The organism is Lysobacter sp. MMG2 (assembly GCF_016735495.2).
Lineage (GTDB): Bacteria > Pseudomonadota > Gammaproteobacteria > Xanthomonadales > Xanthomonadaceae > Lysobacter_J.
Map to the genome: position 1 here is coordinate 96,370 of NZ_JAERQY020000005.1, position 17,022 is coordinate 113,391.

Consider the following 17,022-nt stretch of genomic DNA (forward strand, 5'->3'; position numbering starts at 1 on the left):
TCCTCCCGTTCCCGGGGAGGGGGCGCACCTTCCTTCGCGTCGATGGCCGATAATCGCGGCCGACATGGAACTGCACGTCGTCATCGAAGGCACGCGTGGACTGGCCGAGCAGATCTATCGCCAGCTGCGCGATGGCATCCGCACCGGGCGCCTCGCGGCCGGACAGCAATTGCCGCCCTCGCGCCTGCTTGCCGACCAACTCGGCGTATCGCGCAAGACCGTGGCGCAGGCGTACGCGAAGTTGACGCTCGACCGTTTGATCGTCACGCAGGTGGGCGCCGGTACCTTCGTCGCATCGCGCCTTCCGCCGTCCTCGCGTCCGCTGGTCCAGGACGACCTGGCGGGACGCGTCGTGGCGCGGCAATGGCAAGACATCCGCACGCCGCTGCGCCATCCCGTGCCCGAGGCGCGGCTGCGCTACGAGTTCATCGCCGGCGCATCGTCGCGACGCCTGTTCCCCGAAGCGGAATGGCGCCAGTGCGCACTCCATGCACTGCGCCGCACCGCCACGCTGCGTGGCTTCTACGCCGAGCCCGAAGGCCTTCCCGAACTCCGCGACGCGGTCGCACGCCACATCGGTTTCAGCCGTGGCGTGTCGTGTCGTCCTGAAGACCTGGTGATCACCAGCGGCGCGCAGCAGGCCCTGGATCTCATCGCACGCGTGCTGATCGAGCCCGGCAGCATCGTCGCGATGGAAGAACCCGGCTATCCACTGGCCCGCATGCTGCTGGAAGCCCAGCGCGCCCGCGTGGTGCCCGTGCCCGTGGACGCCGAGGGCCTGTGCGTGGACCGAATCCCCGACGGGACGCGGCTGATCTACACCACGCCCACGCACCAGTTCCCGCTCGGCATGACGATGAGCGCGGCGCGTCGGCATGCCTTGCTCGATCGCGCGTGCGAACTCGGCGCGATCGTGGTCGAGGACGACTACGACAGCGAGTTCCGCTACGTCGGCCAGACCTTCGAGCCGTTGCAGACACTGGACCGTCAGGGGCTGGTCGCCTACATCGGCACGTTCTCGAAATCGCTGTCGCCCGAGCTGCGACTGGGCTACGCCGTCGCGCCGCCCGCCCTGCGCACGGCGCTCATCAACGCCAAGCACCTGTCCGACTGGCACACGCCCACCGTGTTGCAGTGGACGCTGGCGCGCTTCATGGCCGAAGGCCACCTGCTCAGGCACGTGCGTCGCTGCCACGAGGTCTTCAGCGAGCGTCGCGAACGCCTGCTCGCGCGCCTCACCGGCGATCTCTCGCCCTGGCTGGAACCCTTGCCCGCGATTGCCGGCTATCACCTGGCCGTCATGATCCACGCGCCCCTCACGGCGATGCAGCTGTGCCAGCTGGCGCGTCGCGTGGAAGTGGGCCTGTATCCGCTGGACGACTGCTATGCGCTGCCTGACGGCAAGCCCGGGCTGCTCATGGGATTCGGCGCGATTGAAGCGCAGGACATCGACCCTGCGCTGGACCGCGTTCGCGGGATTCTCGAGCAGCTGGCCGGCTGATCCGGCCCCGATTCGTGCGTGTCGCCCAACGCCGCACCGCGCGCACGAACCCGTGCGCGCGGCAGCGGGTCCTTACTTCGCCGTAGCGGCGCGTTCGATCAGCTTCGCGACCGATTCCGGATGCGACACCATCACCACGTGCGATGCGCCCTTCACCACTTCGGTGCCCTTGGACTTGGCGCGCTCGGCCATGAACGCCAGCGACTTGGGCGGGATGTTGCGGTCCTGGTCGCCGTAGACGAACCACGACGGAATGGCCTTCCACGCCGGAGCGCCGGAGACTTCATTGAGCGCCGCCTCGGTGATCGGGCGCTGCGTCGCGGCCATCAGCACGGCTTCCGGCTTGGGCACGTCGGCGGCGAACTGCGCGGGGAACTTGTCCTGCTGGATGTACAGGTCCGCACCGCCACCGGCGAGCTTCACCGGCGGTGCCAGCGTCGGGCCGAGCGTGCTGCCCGGGAACTTGCCGGACAGGCCCGCCGCCGTTTCGCCCGCCTCGGGCGCGAACGCGGCGACGTAGACGAGCGCCTTGACGTTGGCATGATCGCGCGCGGCTTCGCTGATGACGCTGCCACCGTAGGAGTGGCCGACCAGCACCACCGGCGTGGACAGGCTGGTCAGCAGGTCCGACACGTAGGCACCGTCGCTGGCGACACCGCGCAACGGATTGGCGACGGCGACCACGGGATAGCCGTCCTTCTGCAGGATCCGGGCGACACCGTTCCAGCTGGACGCATCGGCGAACGCACCGTGCACGAGCACGACGGTGGGCTTGGCGCCCTGTGCGAAGGCCGGAGCCACGATCGACACGGCAGTCAAGGTCAGGGCCGCGAGCAAGGTCTTCATGCAACACTCCTTCAAGGTTGGAACATCGGGGGAATCGATGGCGCGAACCGTCGCCATCAGGTGGGGAAGTCGGTGGAGAGGCTCAGCTCGCGCCATCGCTGCAATTCGTCCAGGCGCTGGCGGTCGGCTTGTTCTATGCGTGCGACCGCGTCGCTGCCCAGCGCCAGGCGCAGCGGCGGCGATGGCATCGCGGCCAGCGCGAGGATGGCCTGCGCCGCGCGTGCCGGATCGCCGGGCTGGCGACCGTCGTAAGCGCGCTGCATGCGCGCGGTGGCGCCGACCACCGCGTCGTATTCGGGACGGCCTTCGCGCAGCGAGGTCGAGGCGCCGGCAAAGTCGGTGCGGAAGCCGCCCGGCTCGACGATCGTGACGTGCACGCCGATCAGCGCCATCTCCAGCGCCAGGCTTTCGGAGAAGCCCTCCACGCCCCACTTCGCAGCCGAGTACGGCGCGCGGCCCGGTGCGCCGACGCGACCGCCGACGGAGGAGACCTGGACGATATGTCCGCTGCGCTGGGAACGCATGAGCGGGATCGCGGCGCGCGTCATGATGATCGTGCCGAACAGGTTGGTTTCGATCTGGCTGCGGAACTCCTCGAGCGAGGTGTCCTCCACCGAGTCGACATTGCCGTAACCGGCGTTGTTGACCAGCACGTCCAGCCCGCCGAATGCATCCACCGCGCATTGCACGGCGCGCTGCGCGGCCACCGGATCGGTGACATCCAGCGCGACGACGCGCACCGCATCGCCATGCGCGGCCTGCAGGGTTGCGAGCTGCGCGGGATCGCGCGCCGTCGCGACGAGGCGGTGTCCGGCGTTCAGCACGGCATCGGCGAGAGCGCGGCCGATGCCGCGCGAACTTCCCGTGATCAACCAGCGCAGGCGCATCGTCCAGTCCTCCCGGGGTGACGATCAGAGACGATCGGAATCGATGACCGCCTGCGCGAACGCGTGCGGATCTTCCTGCGGCAGGTTGTGGCCGATGCCGCCGCTGATCAGCCGATGCTGGTACGGCCCGGTGAAGCGCTTGGCATACGCCTCCGGCGGCGGATGCGGGGCACCGTTCGCATCGCCTTCCATCGTGATCGTGGGCACGTTGATGGACGGCAGTTGCGCCAGGCGCGCCTCCAGCGCGTCGTAGCGCGCCTCGCCCTCGGCCAGGCCGAGGCGCCAGCGGTAGTTGTGGATCACGATATCGACGTGGTCGGCATTCTCGAACGCCACTGCACTGCGATCGAACGTCGCATCGTCGAAGTTCCACTTCGGCGACGCCAGCTTCCAGATCAGGCGGGCGAAATCGTGGCGGTTCTTGTCATAGCCCGCGCGACCGCGATCGGTGGCGAAGTAGAACTGATACCACCACTGCAGCTCCGCCTCGGGCGCCAGCGGCGCCTGCGCGGCCTGCTGGCTGCTGATGAGGTAGCCGCTCACCGCGACGAGCGACTTCACGCGCTCGGGCCAGAGCGCGGCGACGATGTCGGCCGAGCGCGCACCCCAGTCGTAGCCGGCGACGATCGCCTTGTCGATGCGCAGCGCGTCCATCAATGCGATGACATCCTGGGCGAGCGCCGCGGGTTGTCCGTTGCGCAGCGTGGCGGGCGAAAGGAAGCGCGTGGTCCCGTAGCCGCGAAGGTGCGGCACGATCACGCGGTAACCCTTCGCCGCGAGCAGCGGCGCGACATCGACATAGCTGTGGATGTCGTACGGCCAGCCGTGCAGCAGGATCACCGGCGGACCGTCGGCCGGGCCGGCCTGCGCGTAACCGATGTCGAGCACACCGGCGCGCACCTGCTTCAGCGGCCCGAAGGATGCGTGGGTCGCGCGCCTGGTGGCCGGGCTTTGCGCGGCGGCGGGTGTCGCGGCCCGTGCGCTGCCGATCAGGCCCAGCGACGCCGCGGTGACGCCAGCGGCGGCGGTGCCGATGAGCAGGCGGCGCACGGGGTCGATCCCGGCGGCTTCGATCTTGTCCATGGTCGATCTCCGTTATCGAGCAACAGTGGCGATGCGGCTGCCTGCGAGGGCGTGGTTCGCGTCCCTCGGAAGCGCGGCGCAAGCATGTCCGGCGCATGTGTCCGGGATGTGTTCGGCAACCCCGGTCTTCGTATCGAAGTGTGGCGGCCGCTGCCATGGAACCAGCCTGCGCGTCCTGCGGCGATAACACGTTGGTATGCCCACATACCAATGGATGACCCGCGCGCGCGTCCGAGCGCCGCGCGGATCGCGTCAGGGATGATGCGTGAGCCGTTCCGGAACGGGCCTGGTGCGCTCCAGGCCGAAGGTCGTGTAGATCCAGACGAATGCGAAGAAGCCGAAATAGACCGCGACCATCGCGCGCCCGATCCAGTTTTCGATCGCGTTGATGTCGGCGCCCGCATCGGCGACGCGTTCGATCATCGTCGTCACGGCGCCCGCGCCGATGAAGCCGAGCACCACGAAGGCCGTCGCGAATGCGCCCAGCGCGATCCGATAGCCCAGACCGCGATAGCGGATGGACTTCACCTTGCCGCGATCCAGCCACGGCAGCAGGAACAGCACGGCGAGCGCCGAGAACATCACGACGACGCCGCTGAGCTTGTGCGGGATCACGCGCAACATCGCGTAGAACGGCGTGAAGTACCACACCGGCTTGATGTGCTCCGGCGTCACCAGCGAGTTGGCTTCGGTGAAGTTGTCGTGTTCCAGGAAGATGCCGCCCACCGTGGGCGCGAAGAAGATGATGAACGCCGCCAGCAGCAGGAAGGCGACCGTGCTGAGCAGGTCCTCCACCGAGTAGTACGGGTGGAACGGAATGCCGTCCACGGGATGTCCGTCGGGGCCGAGGTTGTCGAAGATCTCCACCCCGTCCGGGTTGTTGGAACCCATCTCGTGCAGCGCCAGGATGTGCACGGTGACCAGGAGCAGCAGGATCAGCGGCAAAGCGATGACGTGCAGCGAGAAGAAGCGGTTCAGCGTCGCATCGCCCGGAAGATAGTCACCCATGATCCATTCGGTCAGGCCGTTGCCGATGACCGGGATCGCGCCGAACAGCGAGATGATCACCTTCGCGCCCCAGAACGACATCTGGCCCCACGGCAGCACGTAGCCCAGGAAGGCCTCGGCCATCAGCACCAGGTAGATCAGCATGCCCAGGATCCACACCAGCTCGCGTGGCTTCTTGAACGAGCCGTACAGGAGCGCGCGGAACATGTGCAGGTAGATGACGACGAAGAACAGCGACGCGCCGGTGGAGTGCATGTAGCGGATCAGCCAGCCCCACTCCACGTCGCGCATGATGTACTCCACCGACGAGAACGCTTCGGCCGCCGACGGCTTGAAGTGCATCGCCAGGAAGATGCCGGTCACGAGCTGGTTCACCAGCACCACCGAGGCGAGCGCGCCGAAGAGGTACCAGATGTTGAAGTTCTTCGGCGCGTAGTACGTGGCGGTGTGCGCAGAGACGAACGACAGCCACGGCAGGCGGTCCTCGACCCAGGCCAGCACGCGGTTCTTCGGGTATACGCGGACGATCTTTATCGCCATGACGGGCCTCCCGTGCCGACCGGAGACGGCGTTGCGGTGTCCGGCGCGAGTGCGACGGCATGCTCGATACCCTGCCGGAACATCTTCGCGTAAGGGCAGATGCGCTCGGTGTTGCGGATGAGTTCGGCGGCGACGCTGCGCTCGATCCCGGGCAGGTTCACCGCGACTTCCGCCGAGAGCAGGAACAGGCCGTCGACCGGATCGCGCGAGAAAGTGACGGCCGCTTCCACGCTGGCACCGGCCAACGACAGCCCGGCGCGCATCGCCAGCAGGGTCATCGCGCCGTGGAAGCACGCCGCGTAGGCGGCGGCCAGCAGTTGCTCCGGATTGCAGCCTCCGCCCTGCCCGCCCAACGCCAGCGGCAGGCGCAGGTCCAGATCCAGTGCACCGTCGTCGGATCGCGCCACGCCCGAGGCGCGTCCATGCGCGGCTTCGCCTCCGGTGACGCACACCCTGCCCGTGTAGAGCGGATGGACGTCATCGCCGTAGTACTTGTCCAGCAGGCGCGGCGACGGTGGCTTGAGCGTGCTCATGGCGATCCCCGACAAATCCTTGTGGTGCCACCGGCGTCCGGCCCGGTCGCCATGCCGTGTGCCGCTCGTCGTGTTCGACGAGCGACGGTGCCGCGATGGGCGCGAGCCCGACATCGCGTTACTCGCGCGGTGCGTACCGCGCGAACTCCGACTGGCGCAGCCAGCCTTCGAAACCAATCTCGCCCTGCCACGCCGCGCCCAACGGCACGAGCGTGTCGTCCTGCAATTGCGCACCGAAGTACAGCGCGCTTGGGTCGCCGACGACTTCGCGCGGATCCTGGGTGATGCGAAGGAAACGCTGGGCCAGTTCCGCCAGCGAAGTGCGCTCCGGTCCGGCGATGTCCGCCGTGCCGTTCAACGGCGCCTGCTGCGCGTGGCTCGCGACGGCATCGGCTACGTTCTCCGCGGCGATGGGCTGTACCAGCGCGGTGGGCAGGTGCACCGAACCGTCCTTGTCGCCGGACTGGATGATGCCCGGCAGGAACTCGTAGAACTGCGTGGAATGGATGATGGTGTAAGGGATGCCCGACTCGCGGATCAGGCGCTCCTGCGCGAGCTTGCCGCGGAAGTAGTCGCTGCTGGCGAGGCGATCGGTGCCCACCACCGACAGCGCGATGTGATGGCCCACGCCCGCCTTCTTTTCCGCGCCGAGCACCTTCTGGCCGGCCGCTTCGAAGAACTCGCGCACGGCCTCGCCCACGAACACCGGCGAGTTCGCCAGGTCCACGACGACCTGCGTCCCCGCCATCGCTTCGTCCAGGCCTTCTCCGGTCAGGATGTTGACCCCGGTGGACGGCGCGGCGACGACGACTTCATGCCCGGCCTTGCGCAGGCGCTCGACCACCTTGCTGCCGATGAGGCCGGTTCCACCAATGACGACGATTTTCATGTTCGACCTCCGTGAACGAATGAGCGGCCGCCGCATGCAAGCGCGGCGACACGAATGACTGTCGGGCTGATGCTAGGAAGCGCGCCGGCGCGGCAGTAGCCCTGTGGGTGGACGCACGTTGTTGCCCGCCACGCATCAATCGCGGGCGCTCACGCGGCCTCGTCGATGCGCTCCAGGCGCGCGGCGCCAGCCTGCGTGGTTTGCCAGTGCGCGATGACGTCCAGGTCCAGGGCGCGGATCTGCGCGGTCATGAAGTCGATGAACGCGCGGATGCGCTTGGGTTGCTGGCGCCGGCTCAGGTAGCACAGGTAGTGGCCGCGGTCGTCGGGCGCGAACGGGTCCAGGCACGTCACCAGCGCGCCGCTGCGCAGCGCGTCGCAGACCTGGTAAGCCGGGAGCTGGACGATGCCGTGGCCGTCGAGTGCGGCCTGCAGCGCGAGTTCGGGGTCGTTGAACACCAGTTCGGCCGGTGGCCGCACGTTGCGCGCACGGCCTTCCACGCGGAAATCCCAGCTCTGCAGCCGGCCGTTGGCGAGTCGCTGGTTGATGCACGCATGTGCGGGCAGTTCATCCACCGTCGAAGGCAACCCGTGCGCCTGCACGTAAGCCGGCGAAGCGCACGTCAGCATCTGCATCGGCACCAGTTGCTTGGCGATCACCTGGCTGTCTTCCAGCGCACCGTCCCGGAACGCGACATCGATGCGATCGCCCGCCAGATCGAGTGGGCGATCGTCGAGCAGCAACTCCACCGACACGCCCGGATACGCCGCGCGGAAGCCGTTGAGCAGCGGCGCGATGACCTTTCGACCGAAGCCGTGCGGGGCGCTGACGCGCAACTCGCCGCGCGGCGGGCCTTCGCGCAGGTCGCGCATTTCTTCCAGCGCCTGCAGGATGCGCTCCACGCCGGGGCGGCAACTCTCGTAGAACAGCTCGCCTTCGCGCGTGAGCGAGGTGGAACGCGTGGTGCGCAGGAACAATCGCGCACCGAGCTGGCCTTCGAGTTTCTGCACGCTGCGGCTGACCGCCGAGCGGCCGATGCCGAGCCGGTCGGCCGCGCGCGCAAAACTGCCCTCCGTGGCGACGGCGATGAAGGCGACCACGCCGGCATAGCTGGCGGAGAAGCTGGCGCTCAGCACGTCGTGACCTTCGGTGGACTGGGGAATCGTCGCCAGGTTCATGGCGTCCTCGCTGGGTTTGCGATGGAGCGGGCGTGCTCGCGCGCACATGCGCGGGCCAGTTCCACCTGTTGGCGGCATGCCGGTGGCGGCAGGCCGAGGAGAGCGGAGATGTCGTCGTAGCTGGCGCCGAAGACCTCGTGCAGCATGAATGCGGCACGGGCACTGGGCGGCAGTGCGTCGAGCACGATGAGGAATTCCGCCCACACCCGCTCCGACGGCGTGGGCAGCGCAGGGTCCCGGCTGGGAGTGTTTTCGGCGTCCATATCCAGTAGACGGCCCAGGACGGCGGTTTGTGACGTGTCGGCATTGGTGCCCTCGGCGCAACACGATGCGTCCGTCGCGACGCCTTCCGGCGCCTGCATCGCGCGCCTAGCCTTGCAGCGAGCCTGGCGCGGTGCGCCGGGCGTCCCATCTGCTTGCCAGGAGCGCGCCATGCACCTGCGTCATCTGCTGCTTCCCCTTGTCCTGCTTCCGATCGGCGCGACCAGCGCCGCCGGCCCCGCTGCACCGGAGCCCATCGTCACGCCCGTGATGACCAAGGCGCTGCCGGAATATCCGGGCAAGGAAGTGCTCATCCTCAAGGTCCAGTACCCGCCGGGCGGCGCCGATCCGGTGCATCGCCACGACGCGCACGGCTTCGTCTACGTCGTCGACGGCTCCATCGTCATGGGCGTGGAGGGCGGCAAGGAGGTCACGCTCAAGCCGGGCGAGGCCTTCCACGAAGGCCCGCAGGATCTCCATACCGTCGGCCGCAACGCGAGCAGCACGGAGCCGGCGACGTTCGCGGTATTCCTGCTCAAGGACGCGGGCAAACCGCCGGTGCTGCCGCCGAAGTAACTGCGCACAGCGGTCCATGAGCGCGGCCGCCGCGCGTGCCAGACTGCGGCTTCCTCTTCCGCTTCGAGTGGGATGGAAGACGCTACCGCTACCTTCGGGCGATTGCGGCCTCGCATGCTGGGCGCGGCGTATCGCATGCTCGGCTCGTTGAGCGAGGCCGAGGACGTCGTGCAGGACGTCTGGCTGCGCTGGCACGACGCCAATCCGGCGCGCATCGAGAACGCCGAAGCCTGGCTGATCGCCGCGACCACGCGCCGTGCCATCGACCGCCTGCGCCTGGCGCGCAACGAGCGCGAGCACTATGTGGGCATCTGGTTGCCCGAGCCCGTGCTCACCGACGGCCCTTCCACGCCCGAGCAAGTGCAGGAAGCCTCCAGCGATCTGTCGATCGCCTTCCTCACCGTGCTCGAACGCCTTGCGCCCGACGCGCGCGCGGCGTTCCTGCTGCACGAAGTGTTCGAGGCGGACTACGCGCAGATCGCCGACATCCTGGGAAAGACCGAAGCGACGTGCCGCAAGATCGTGCAACGCGCGAAGGAGCACCTTCGCGAGGACCGCCCGCGCTACGTAGTCTCCGACCAGGCACACCAGCGGCTCATGCGCCGCTTCCTGGAAGCGGTGTCCAGCGGCGACTTCGCGGCGATGAAGACCCTGATGGCCGAGTCGGCGGTGCTCGTCGGCGACGGTGGCGGCGTCGTCACCAGCTTCCCCAAGCCCATGGTCGGCGGCGACCGCATCGCCGCGCTGCTGTACGCGGCGCGCCTGCGCTTCAAGGACGAGCTGCACATCCGCGGGGCCATCATCAACGGCCGCATGGCCCTGCTGCGCTACATACACGACGAACTGGAATCCGTGCAGTCCTACGAGACGGACGGCGAACGCATCGTGCGCGTGTACGTGCAGCCCGAAAAGCTCAGGCGTGTGGCGCGGCGGGAGGTGATGGCGATGAGTTGAAGGCCGGGAATGGGGATTCGGGATTGGGGATTCGTAAAAGCCTAGTGTGATGTCCCGGAGTGCTGCTCTTGCAAATCCCGAATCCCGAATCCCGAATCCCGAATCTCAATCCCTCACTCATCAAACGGCGCACCCATCAGCGCATCCACGCTCGAGCCCGGATCGTAGCCCGGCACGAAACGCAGGCCGAAGTCGCGTGCAAAGTTGTCGTAGGTCGTTTCCGGACGCGTTCGCGCGATGCGGCAGACGTCGTCGGTGAAGCGCTGCTTCATCTGCAGGCGCGGGAACGCTTCGATGATGTTCGCCATCACGTCGGTGGGAATCGCGTCAAAACCCCACCCGCCCCAGTCCAGGCCGACACCGACGACGCCCAGCGCCACTTCGCTTTCCTTGTGCAGGCAGATCGAAGGCGTCGAGTTCAGCGCCACGCCGTCCCAGACGAGCTGGCAGCGGTGTTCGTCCAGGCCTTGTGCGCGCGCGAACGTGCGCGCCGCGTTGGCGCCTTCCACTTCGAAACGCAGTGGCCCCTGGAACGCCTCCGCCAGGCCCAGGTCGTGTAGCAACGTCACCACGGCGAGCACTTCCGGATCGTGCGCCGTGCCGTCCTTCCCGGCCATGGCCGCCGCGAACAGCCACGACCGCATGACGTGGTTGAACAGATAAGGCTCGCAGTGCGCGCGTGCGTATTCGATCGCGCGCGACACCAGCGGCGTGTCCGGCACTTCCACGCCGGCCAGCATGCGCGTGGGGAGCGCGCGCCCGGACGGGGCGACGGCCTGCGTGGCGTTGGCGGTGGTCTGGTTCATCTGCATGCTCTCGGGCCGGTTCGTACGCCGATCCTCGTGCGCGGCGCGCCCACGCGGTATCACCGGCGACGGCCACACCGTGTTTCCCGGCGCACACCAATGCGCAACGGCAAGTGCATTGGTGCCCGGCACGCAACGCGGTGGTCCCGTGCGTGCGTCTACCGGACCGCGGTCGCAGTTCCTACTGTTGGCGCATCGTGCCGACGCGGTCGGCGCAGCCCTACGGAGCAGCACAAATGGACGACCTCAGCGGAAAGATCGCGCTCGTGACGGGCGGCGGCAGCGGCATCGGCCTGGCCTCGGCGAAGATGTTCGCCGATCAGGGCGCGCAGGTGATCATCACCGGGCGCCGAAAGGACGTGGTCGATCAGGCGCTGGAACACATCGGGCGCGGCGCGATCGGCATCATCGGCGACGTCGCGGATGTCTCGCACCACGAGACCATCGCGCACGAGTTGATGCGCAGCTTCGGCGGCCTGGACATCTACATGGCCAACGCCGGCGTCAACACCATCAACCACTCCTCGCAGGTGAGCGAGGCCGAGTACGAAGCGCAGTTCGCCGTGAACACGCGCGGCGTGTTCTTCGGCGTGCAGAAGCTGGCGCCGGTGATGCGTAACGGTGGCTCGGTGATCATCACCGGCTCCATCGCCAGCGATCGCTACATGGAAGGCCACGCGGTGTACGCGGGCTCCAAGGCGGCGATCCTCGCGTTCGCGCGATGCTGGGCCGTGGAGCTCAAGGCGCGGCGCATCCGCGTCAACGTGATCAGTCCGGGTCCGGTGGACACGCCGATCCTCGACAAGCTGGGGCTGCCGCCGGAAGCCCGTGCGCTGCTGGAGAAGAACGTGTCCGAGGCGATTCCACTGGGACGCCTGGGCACGCCGGACGAACTCGGCAACGCGGCGCTGTTCCTGGCATCGGATGCCAGCAGCTTCATCACCGGCATCAACCTGCGCGTGGACGGCGGCATGTCGCTGCTGTGATCCACCGCGTGTGTTCGCGCGATGGCTCGCGCGGCGCTTTCGCACGGAATCCCTTCCATGAGCACGCCCGTTCGCGACCATCCGCTCCCCTCCCCCACTGCGCCGAAGGCGTTCGACGCGCGCGAAAGCGTCGACCCTTTGCGCCGCAGGTTGCTCGCGGCGGGCGTGCTCTCCCCTGTCCTGGCGGCGCTTCCAGCAAGCGCTTTCGCCGCCGTCACGCGACGTCCCGCTCCCCCATCACCGAGGAACACCGACATGAAATCCATCACCACCACCGATGGCACGCAGATCTTCTACAAGGACTGGGGCACGGGCCAGCCCATCGTGTTTCATCACGGTTGGCCGCTGTCCGGCGACGACTGGGACGCGCAGATGCTGTTCTTCCTCGCCCAGGGCTATCGCGTGATCGCGCACGATCGTCGCGGCCACGGTCGCTCGACGCAGACTGCGAGCGGCAACGACATGGACACGTATGCCGCCGATGTCGCCGCGCTCGTCAAACACCTCGACCTGCGCGATGCGATCCACATCGGCCACTCCACTGGCGGCGGCGAAGCGGCGCGCTACGTCGCACAGCACGGCGCGGGGCGCGTGGCGAAGCTGGTGCTGATCGGCGCGGTGCCGCCGTTGCTGCTCAAGACGGACGCCAACCCGGGCGGCACGCCGAAGGACGTCTTCGACGGACTGCGCAAGGGGCTGGCGGCCAATCGCGCCGGCTTCTACTGGGATTTTCCGGTTCCCTTCTACGGTTACAACCGCGCGGGCGCGCCGCTGTCGGAGCCGGTGCGCCAGAACTGGTGGCGCCAGGCCATGATGGGCGGCGCGAAGGCGCAGTACGACTGCATCGCGGCGTTCTCCGAAACCGACTTCACCGACGACCTCAAGCGCATCGACGTGCCGACGTTGGTGATGCACGGCGACGACGACCAGATCGTGCCCATCGCCGACTCCGCGCTGCTCACGGCCAAGCTGCTGAAGAACGCCACGCTGAAGGTCTACAAGGGCTATCCGCACGGCATGTGCACCACGCATGGCGACGTGATCAATCCCGATCTGCTCGCGTTCGTCCGCGGCTGATCGCGTCTGCGCGAACCATCGCATCGGCCTGGATGCCGGGGGCGCTCTGTTCCGGAGCGCCCCCGCAGCCATGTTCAGCCACGTCAAAACGCAAAAGTAGTAGCGTCGTTCGTCCGGTAGCCGCGTGCTGGAGGCGCCATGTACGACGTACCCGTAACCGACAGCCAGCGTGCGTTCCTCGAGGACCTCGGACGCACCGCACGGGCGCATCTTTCCCACCTCGATTGGGACGAGGTCGAACCGCATCTCAGGCTGGGCTGGTATTCCAGCGTGCTGTCCAACGATCTGGACTGGGGACGCGTGGAAGCGATCGCGCACGAGAGCTGGGCCCGCGATCCGTTCTGATCAGCGCCCCCATCGACGCGTGCCTCATGCGTAGTGCGCAGTGATCAGCGCAAGCGCCACGTAGCGCCCTGTCTTCGCGATCGCGACCAGCACCACGAACACGCGCAACGGTTCGCGCATCGCGCCCGCGGCCAGCGTCAGCGGATCGCCGATGATCGGCATCCAGCTCAGCAGCAACGACCACTTGCCATAGCGCGCGTACCACGCCTGCGCGCGCGCCATCGCGGCCGGCTTCACGGGGAACCAGCGCCGGTCGCTGAAGCGCACCAGCTCGCGACCCAGGAACCAGTTGACGGTCGATCCCAGTACGTTGCCGACGCTGGCCGCGAGCACGAGCGCCCACGGCGCATAGCCGGCCAGTTGCAGGCCCACCAGCGCGCCTTCCGATTGCGCCGGCAGCAGCGTGGCGGCGACGAAGGCGATGAAGAACAACCCCAGATAGGCCATCGCGTGGATTGTAGAGGCCCCCCGTTGAGCCCCGGGGGCGGCGGGCATACGCTATGTATCGCGCTATATATCGATGCCATCCCGAGGAGCAAGCCCATGCGTGCCTGGATCCATCGCGTCTTCCTGCTGCTCGCGCTCGCCGTTGCGGGCCCCGTCCTGGCCGAGGAGCCGGTCCGCGTGTTCGCCGCGGCCAGCCTGACCAATGCCCTCAACGACATCGGCCTGGAATGGCAGAAGGCCGGGCATCCCAAGCCCAGCCTGGCCTATGCCGCATCCTCGGCGCTCGCCAAGCAGATCGAAGCCGGCGCCCCGGCGGACGTGTTCGCCTCCGCCGACCTGACGTGGATGGACTATCTGGACAAGCGCGGGAAGCTCCAGGCGGGCACGCGCCGCAACCTGCTCGGCAACACGCTGGTGATGATCGTGCCGCAGGGCCGTGCGTTCCCGGTGCAAGTCCGGCGCGGCTTCGACCTGGCCGGCGCTTTCGAAGGCAGGCTCTGCACGGGCGAGCCCGGCGTCGTTCCGGCCGGTATCTATGCGCGCGAAGCGATGCAGAACCTGGGCTGGTGGGACGCGATGAAGAACCGCATCGTCGGCACCGACGACGTGCGCACGGCGCTGGCCTTCGTCGAGCGCGGCGAGTGCCCGCTCGGCATCGTGTACGCCACCGATGCGAAGATCAGCCGGAAGGTCGACGTGCTCGCTTCCTTCCCGCCCGGCAGCCACAAGCCCATCGTCTATCCCTTCGCCGCCGTGGAAGGCGCGCGGCCGCAGGCGCAGGCGTTCCTGCGCTTCGTGCAGACCTCGCCGCAGGCCGCCGCGATCTTCGCCAAGTACGGCTTCACCCGGCTCAAGCCCTGATGGCGATGTGGCTCACGCCCGAGGAGTGGGACGCACTGGCGCTGTCGGCCCAGGTCGCGCTGTGCGCGACGGCCGCCTGCCTGCCGTTCGGCATCGCGCTGAGCTGGCTGCTGGAGCGGCGGCAGTTCCCGGGCAAGGTGTGGATCGACACGCTGGTGCAGTTGCCGATGGTGCTGCCGCCGGTCGTCCCGGGGTATCTGCTGCTGTTGCTGCTGGGCACGCAGGGGCCGCTGGGCGGCTGGTTGAAGGAGACGTTCGGCATCGTGATCGCCTTCACCTGGAAGGGTGCGGTGATCGCCTCGGCGGTGATGGCGTTTCCGTTGATGGTGCAGCCGATCCGGCTCGCGATCCGCCTGATCGATCCGCGCCTGGAGAAGGCCGCCGCCACCCTCGGCGCGAAACCGTGGGACACCTTCTTCACCGTGACCTTGCCGCTGTCGGTGCCGGGCCTGATCGCCGGCTGCATCCTGTGTTTCTCGCGCAGCCTGGGCGAGTTCGGCGCGACGATGGCCTTCGTCGGCAACATCCCCGGCGAGACGCGCACGCTGCCGCTGGCGATCTACAGCCTCACCCACCTCCCCGACGGCGAAGCGGCGGCCTTGCGACTGTCGCTGCTGTCCATCGCGCTGGCCGTGGCCGCGCTGCTGGTGAGCCGCTGGATCAGCCTGCGTGCGGAGCGACGCCTGGGCTTTCTCGATCGGGGCCCGCATGCTGAGCTTTGATCTGAACTTCGCACGCGGTGGGTTCGTGTTGAACGCCGCCGCCCGAGTCGGCGCAGGCGTCACCGGTGTGTACGGGCCGTCGGGCTCGGGCAAGAGCACCCTGCTGGCGCTGCTCGCCGGATTGCTCACGCCCACGCGCGGGCAGGTGCGGCTGGGCGAACGCGTGCTGGTGGACACCACCGCGCGGCGCGTGCTGCCGCCGTGGGAACGCCATGTCGGCCTGGTCTTCCAGGACGGCCAGTTGTTCCCGCATCTCACCGTGCGGCAGAACCTGTTGTACGGATTCGCGCGCATTCCGCAGGCCGGCCGCAATTTCGATCTGGCCGGCGTGGCCGGGTTGCTGGAACTGACCCCGCTGCTCGACCGCCGCCCCACTCTGCTCTCCGGCGGCGAACGCCAGCGCGTCGCGCTCGGCCGCGCGTTGCTGTATTCGCCGCAACTGCTCTTGCTCGACGAACCGCTGTCCTCGCTCGACGACCGCCTCAAGCAGCAGATCCTGCCCTTCCTCAAGCGCATCAAGGACGAGACACGCATTCCGATGCTGTACGTCACCCACGCGCACAGCGAGCTGGACTACCTCGCCGATCGCGCCTACGGCATGGAGCGCGGAACGCTCCTGGCGCAAGTCACGGACTGACGGCGAGGATCACGCTCGACGCCTTGAACAGCGCCGTCGCCGGCACGCCTTCGGCCAGCTTCAACTGCTCGGCCGAGGCATTGGTGACGATGGCGGCGATGGCGTTGCCGCCGGCCACTTCGATCACCACTTCGGTGTTCACCGCGCCCGGAATCACGCGCGTGACCGTACCCGGCAACTGATTGCGCGTGGACAGCCGCACGCCATCCAGGTCGGTGCCGACGATGACGCTGGACGCCTTCACCAGCGCGATCGCCTGACCGCCTTCGGCCAGGCCCATGCGCTGCGCGCTTTCGTGCGTGACGATCGCGACGATCCGGCCCCCGCCGGACAACTCCAGCTCGACTTCGTCGTTCACCGCGCCCGTGGCGATGCGCACGATGCGGCCGGACAGGTGGTTGCGGGCGCTGGTCTGCATGTCGAACCTCGCAAGGATGTTCAGATCGTGGAGGTCCAGGCCGGGGCGGGCATGGGCGATGCGTGCGTTGAGGCTTTCGATGAAGCGCGCGTTCTCGGCCTCGACCTCGCGCCAGGTGGCGACGAGCCGCTCGCCGTCGGGCGTCAGGCGCGTTCCGCCGCCGCCCTTGCCGCCGACCACGCGCTCCACCAGGGGCTTGTCGGCGAGGTTGTTCATGGCTTCGATCGCATCCCACGCCGCCTTGTAGCTCAGGCCGACATGACGCGCCGCGGCGGCGATGGACGCCTCGCTGCCGATGGCCGACAACAGCGCCATCCAGCGCTGGCTGCCGAAGGTGCCGTGCCGTGCTTCGACGGTGAGCGAACTGAGGATGCGCATCCGAGGGTCGCGGGACTGAACGCGGCCACTGTACCGCAGCGTTCCGGCCCGGCGCGGGAGCCTCCATCACGCCTGCTGACGTACGATCG

Annotated in this window: 20 protein-coding genes; 9 read left to right on the top strand and 11 right to left on the bottom strand. The window is 68.1% G+C overall.

Annotation, left to right across the window (positions count from 1 at the left end):
* Positions 1 to 64: 64 nt before the first annotated feature.
* Positions 65 to 1,501: a PLP-dependent aminotransferase family protein gene (locus JI752_RS16875; RefSeq protein ID WP_216966301.1), complete on the top strand. Its 1,437-nt coding sequence runs from the start codon at positions 65 to 67 to the stop codon at positions 1,499 to 1,501.
* 72 nt (positions 1,502 to 1,573) lie between these two features.
* Here the strand turns inward: JI752_RS16875 and JI752_RS16880 are convergent, their stop codons facing one another.
* The 8 genes from JI752_RS16880 to JI752_RS16915 form a co-directional block, all read right to left on the bottom strand.
* Complete coding sequence (locus tag JI752_RS16880) at positions 1,574 to 2,347, bottom strand: alpha/beta hydrolase (protein WP_216966303.1); 774 nt, start codon at positions 2,345 to 2,347, stop codon at positions 1,574 to 1,576.
* Between the two features lie 56 nt (positions 2,348 to 2,403).
* The gene (locus JI752_RS16885; protein WP_216966305.1) at positions 2,404 to 3,234 is read right to left on the bottom strand and encodes an oxidoreductase; all 831 of its coding nucleotides are present in this window, start codon (positions 3,232 to 3,234) and stop codon (positions 2,404 to 2,406) included.
* A gap of 24 nt (positions 3,235 to 3,258) precedes the next feature.
* Positions 3,259 to 4,317: an alpha/beta hydrolase gene (locus JI752_RS16890; protein WP_216966307.1), complete on the bottom strand. Its 1,059-nt coding sequence runs from the start codon at positions 4,315 to 4,317 to the stop codon at positions 3,259 to 3,261.
* 252 nt (positions 4,318 to 4,569) lie between these two features.
* On the bottom strand, positions 4,570 to 5,823 hold the full coding sequence (locus JI752_RS16895; RefSeq protein ID WP_254201141.1) for a cytochrome b N-terminal domain-containing protein: 1,254 nt from the start codon (positions 5,821 to 5,823) through the stop codon (positions 4,570 to 4,572).
* Between the two features lie 32 nt (positions 5,824 to 5,855).
* Positions 5,856 to 6,398, bottom strand: a complete 543-nt coding sequence (locus JI752_RS16900) for an Ohr family peroxiredoxin (protein ID WP_216966312.1) — start codon at positions 6,396 to 6,398, stop codon at positions 5,856 to 5,858.
* A 118-nt stretch (positions 6,399 to 6,516) separates the two neighbouring features.
* Entirely contained in the window at positions 6,517 to 7,287 is a 771-nt protein-coding gene (locus JI752_RS16905) for an SDR family oxidoreductase (RefSeq protein ID WP_216966313.1), read from the bottom strand.
* Positions 7,288 to 7,436: 149 nt separating this feature from the next.
* Positions 7,437 to 8,465, bottom strand: a complete 1,029-nt coding sequence (locus JI752_RS16910; protein ID WP_216966315.1) for a LysR family transcriptional regulator — start codon at positions 8,463 to 8,465, stop codon at positions 7,437 to 7,439.
* A complete protein-coding gene (locus JI752_RS16915) occupies positions 8,462 to 8,827 on the bottom strand; it encodes a sigma factor-like helix-turn-helix DNA-binding protein (RefSeq protein ID WP_216966318.1) in 366 nt (121 codons plus the stop codon). Before JI752_RS16915 ends, JI752_RS16910 begins: the two co-directional genes overlap by 4 nt.
* Positions 8,828 to 8,897: 70 nt before the next feature.
* Here JI752_RS16915 and JI752_RS16920 point away from each other — a divergent pair, with 70 nt between their 5' ends.
* Positions 8,898 to 9,302 (top strand): cupin domain-containing protein, encoded by a 405-nt coding sequence (locus JI752_RS16920; RefSeq protein WP_216966320.1) that lies wholly within the window; start codon positions 8,898 to 8,900, stop codon positions 9,300 to 9,302.
* A 72-nt stretch (positions 9,303 to 9,374) separates the two neighbouring features.
* Positions 9,375 to 10,256, top strand: coding sequence for an RNA polymerase sigma-70 factor (locus JI752_RS16925; RefSeq protein WP_216966322.1), 882 nt, complete (start codon positions 9,375 to 9,377; stop codon positions 10,254 to 10,256).
* 113 nt (positions 10,257 to 10,369) lie between these two features.
* Here the strand turns inward: JI752_RS16925 and JI752_RS16930 are convergent, their stop codons facing one another.
* Positions 10,370 to 11,062, bottom strand: coding sequence for an HD domain-containing protein (locus JI752_RS16930; RefSeq protein WP_216966324.1), 693 nt, complete (start codon positions 11,060 to 11,062; stop codon positions 10,370 to 10,372).
* Positions 11,063 to 11,298: 236 nt separating this feature from the next.
* Here JI752_RS16930 and JI752_RS16935 point away from each other — a divergent pair, with 236 nt between their 5' ends.
* The 3 genes from JI752_RS16935 (at position 11,299) to JI752_RS16945 (ending at position 13,470) form a co-directional block, all read left to right on the top strand.
* Entirely contained in the window at positions 11,299 to 12,048 is a 750-nt protein-coding gene (locus JI752_RS16935) for a glucose 1-dehydrogenase (RefSeq protein WP_216966326.1), read from the top strand.
* Positions 12,049 to 12,303: 255 nt separating this feature from the next.
* Positions 12,304 to 13,125: an alpha/beta hydrolase gene (locus JI752_RS16940; protein WP_216966327.1), complete on the top strand. Its 822-nt coding sequence runs from the start codon at positions 12,304 to 12,306 to the stop codon at positions 13,123 to 13,125.
* Positions 13,126 to 13,263: 138 nt separating this feature from the next.
* A complete protein-coding gene (locus tag JI752_RS16945; RefSeq protein ID WP_216966329.1) occupies positions 13,264 to 13,470 on the top strand; it encodes a hypothetical protein in 207 nt (68 codons plus the stop codon).
* A 24-nt stretch (positions 13,471 to 13,494) separates the two neighbouring features.
* Here the strand turns inward: JI752_RS16945 and JI752_RS16950 are convergent, their stop codons facing one another.
* Entirely contained in the window at positions 13,495 to 13,917 is a 423-nt protein-coding gene (locus JI752_RS16950; protein WP_216966331.1) for a YqaA family protein, read from the bottom strand.
* 96 nt (positions 13,918 to 14,013) lie between these two features.
* On the opposite strand from JI752_RS16950, the gene modA reads away from it, so the two are divergent.
* From modA to JI752_RS16965, 3 genes are read left to right on the top strand one after another with little or no spacing between them, the layout of a single operon-like run.
* Positions 14,014 to 14,778, top strand: a complete 765-nt coding sequence (gene modA / locus JI752_RS16955) for a molybdate ABC transporter substrate-binding protein (protein WP_216966334.1) — start codon at positions 14,014 to 14,016, stop codon at positions 14,776 to 14,778.
* Positions 14,778 to 15,500, top strand: a complete 723-nt coding sequence (gene modB, locus JI752_RS16960) for a molybdate ABC transporter permease subunit (RefSeq protein WP_216966336.1) — start codon at positions 14,778 to 14,780, stop codon at positions 15,498 to 15,500. The genes modA and modB overlap by 1 nt, the downstream gene beginning before the upstream one ends.
* Positions 15,487 to 16,137, top strand: coding sequence for an ATP-binding cassette domain-containing protein (locus JI752_RS16965; protein ID WP_216966338.1), 651 nt, complete (start codon positions 15,487 to 15,489; stop codon positions 16,135 to 16,137). The genes modB and JI752_RS16965 overlap by 14 nt, the downstream gene beginning before the upstream one ends.
* Here JI752_RS16965 and JI752_RS16970 read toward each other — a convergent pair.
* Positions 16,127 to 16,933 carry a TOBE domain-containing protein gene (locus JI752_RS16970; RefSeq protein WP_216966340.1) on the bottom strand — a complete coding sequence of 269 codons (807 nt, stop codon included), beginning with the start codon at positions 16,931 to 16,933 and terminating at the stop codon, positions 16,127 to 16,129. The two genes, JI752_RS16965 and JI752_RS16970, sit on opposite strands and share 11 nt — an antisense overlap.
* Between the last annotated feature and the right edge of the window lie 89 nt (positions 16,934 to 17,022).

Excerpts from the sequence above, each read along its gene's own strand:
- JI752_RS16915 (WP_216966318.1), bottom strand. The coding sequence starts at position 8,827 with ATGCAGGCGCCGGAAGGCGTCGCGACGGACGCATCGTGTTGCGCCGAG.
- JI752_RS16905 (WP_216966313.1), bottom strand. The coding sequence starts at position 7,287 with ATGAAAATCGTCGTCATTGGTGGAACCGGCCTCATCGGCAGCAAGGTG.
- JI752_RS16885 (WP_216966305.1), bottom strand. The coding sequence starts at position 3,234 with ATGCGCCTGCGCTGGTTGATCACGGGAAGTTCGCGCGGCATCGGCCGC.
- JI752_RS16880 (WP_216966303.1), bottom strand. The coding sequence starts at position 2,347 with ATGAAGACCTTGCTCGCGGCCCTGACCTTGACTGCCGTGTCGATCGTG.
- JI752_RS16875 (WP_216966301.1), top strand. The coding sequence starts at position 65 with ATGGAACTGCACGTCGTCATCGAAGGCACGCGTGGACTGGCCGAGCAG.
- JI752_RS16920 (WP_216966320.1), top strand. The coding sequence starts at position 8,898 with ATGCACCTGCGTCATCTGCTGCTTCCCCTTGTCCTGCTTCCGATCGGC.
- JI752_RS16950 (WP_216966331.1), bottom strand. The coding sequence starts at position 13,917 with ATGGCCTATCTGGGGTTGTTCTTCATCGCCTTCGTCGCCGCCACGCTG.
- JI752_RS16945 (WP_216966329.1), top strand. The coding sequence starts at position 13,264 with ATGTACGACGTACCCGTAACCGACAGCCAGCGTGCGTTCCTCGAGGAC.
- modB (WP_216966336.1), top strand. The coding sequence starts at position 14,778 with ATGGCGATGTGGCTCACGCCCGAGGAGTGGGACGCACTGGCGCTGTCG.
- JI752_RS16925 (WP_216966322.1), top strand. The coding sequence starts at position 9,375 with ATGGAAGACGCTACCGCTACCTTCGGGCGATTGCGGCCTCGCATGCTG.
- JI752_RS16900 (WP_216966312.1), bottom strand. The coding sequence starts at position 6,398 with ATGAGCACGCTCAAGCCACCGTCGCCGCGCCTGCTGGACAAGTACTAC.
- JI752_RS16935 (WP_216966326.1), top strand. The coding sequence starts at position 11,299 with ATGGACGACCTCAGCGGAAAGATCGCGCTCGTGACGGGCGGCGGCAGC.
- JI752_RS16940 (WP_216966327.1), top strand. The coding sequence starts at position 12,304 with ATGAAATCCATCACCACCACCGATGGCACGCAGATCTTCTACAAGGAC.
- modA (WP_216966334.1), top strand. The coding sequence starts at position 14,014 with ATGCGTGCCTGGATCCATCGCGTCTTCCTGCTGCTCGCGCTCGCCGTT.
- JI752_RS16965 (WP_216966338.1), top strand. The coding sequence starts at position 15,487 with ATGCTGAGCTTTGATCTGAACTTCGCACGCGGTGGGTTCGTGTTGAAC.
- JI752_RS16910 (WP_216966315.1), bottom strand. The coding sequence starts at position 8,465 with ATGAACCTGGCGACGATTCCCCAGTCCACCGAAGGTCACGACGTGCTG.
- JI752_RS16970 (WP_216966340.1), bottom strand. The coding sequence starts at position 16,933 with ATGCGCATCCTCAGTTCGCTCACCGTCGAAGCACGGCACGGCACCTTC.
- JI752_RS16930 (WP_216966324.1), bottom strand. The coding sequence starts at position 11,062 with ATGAACCAGACCACCGCCAACGCCACGCAGGCCGTCGCCCCGTCCGGG.
- JI752_RS16890 (WP_216966307.1), bottom strand. The coding sequence starts at position 4,317 with ATGGACAAGATCGAAGCCGCCGGGATCGACCCCGTGCGCCGCCTGCTC.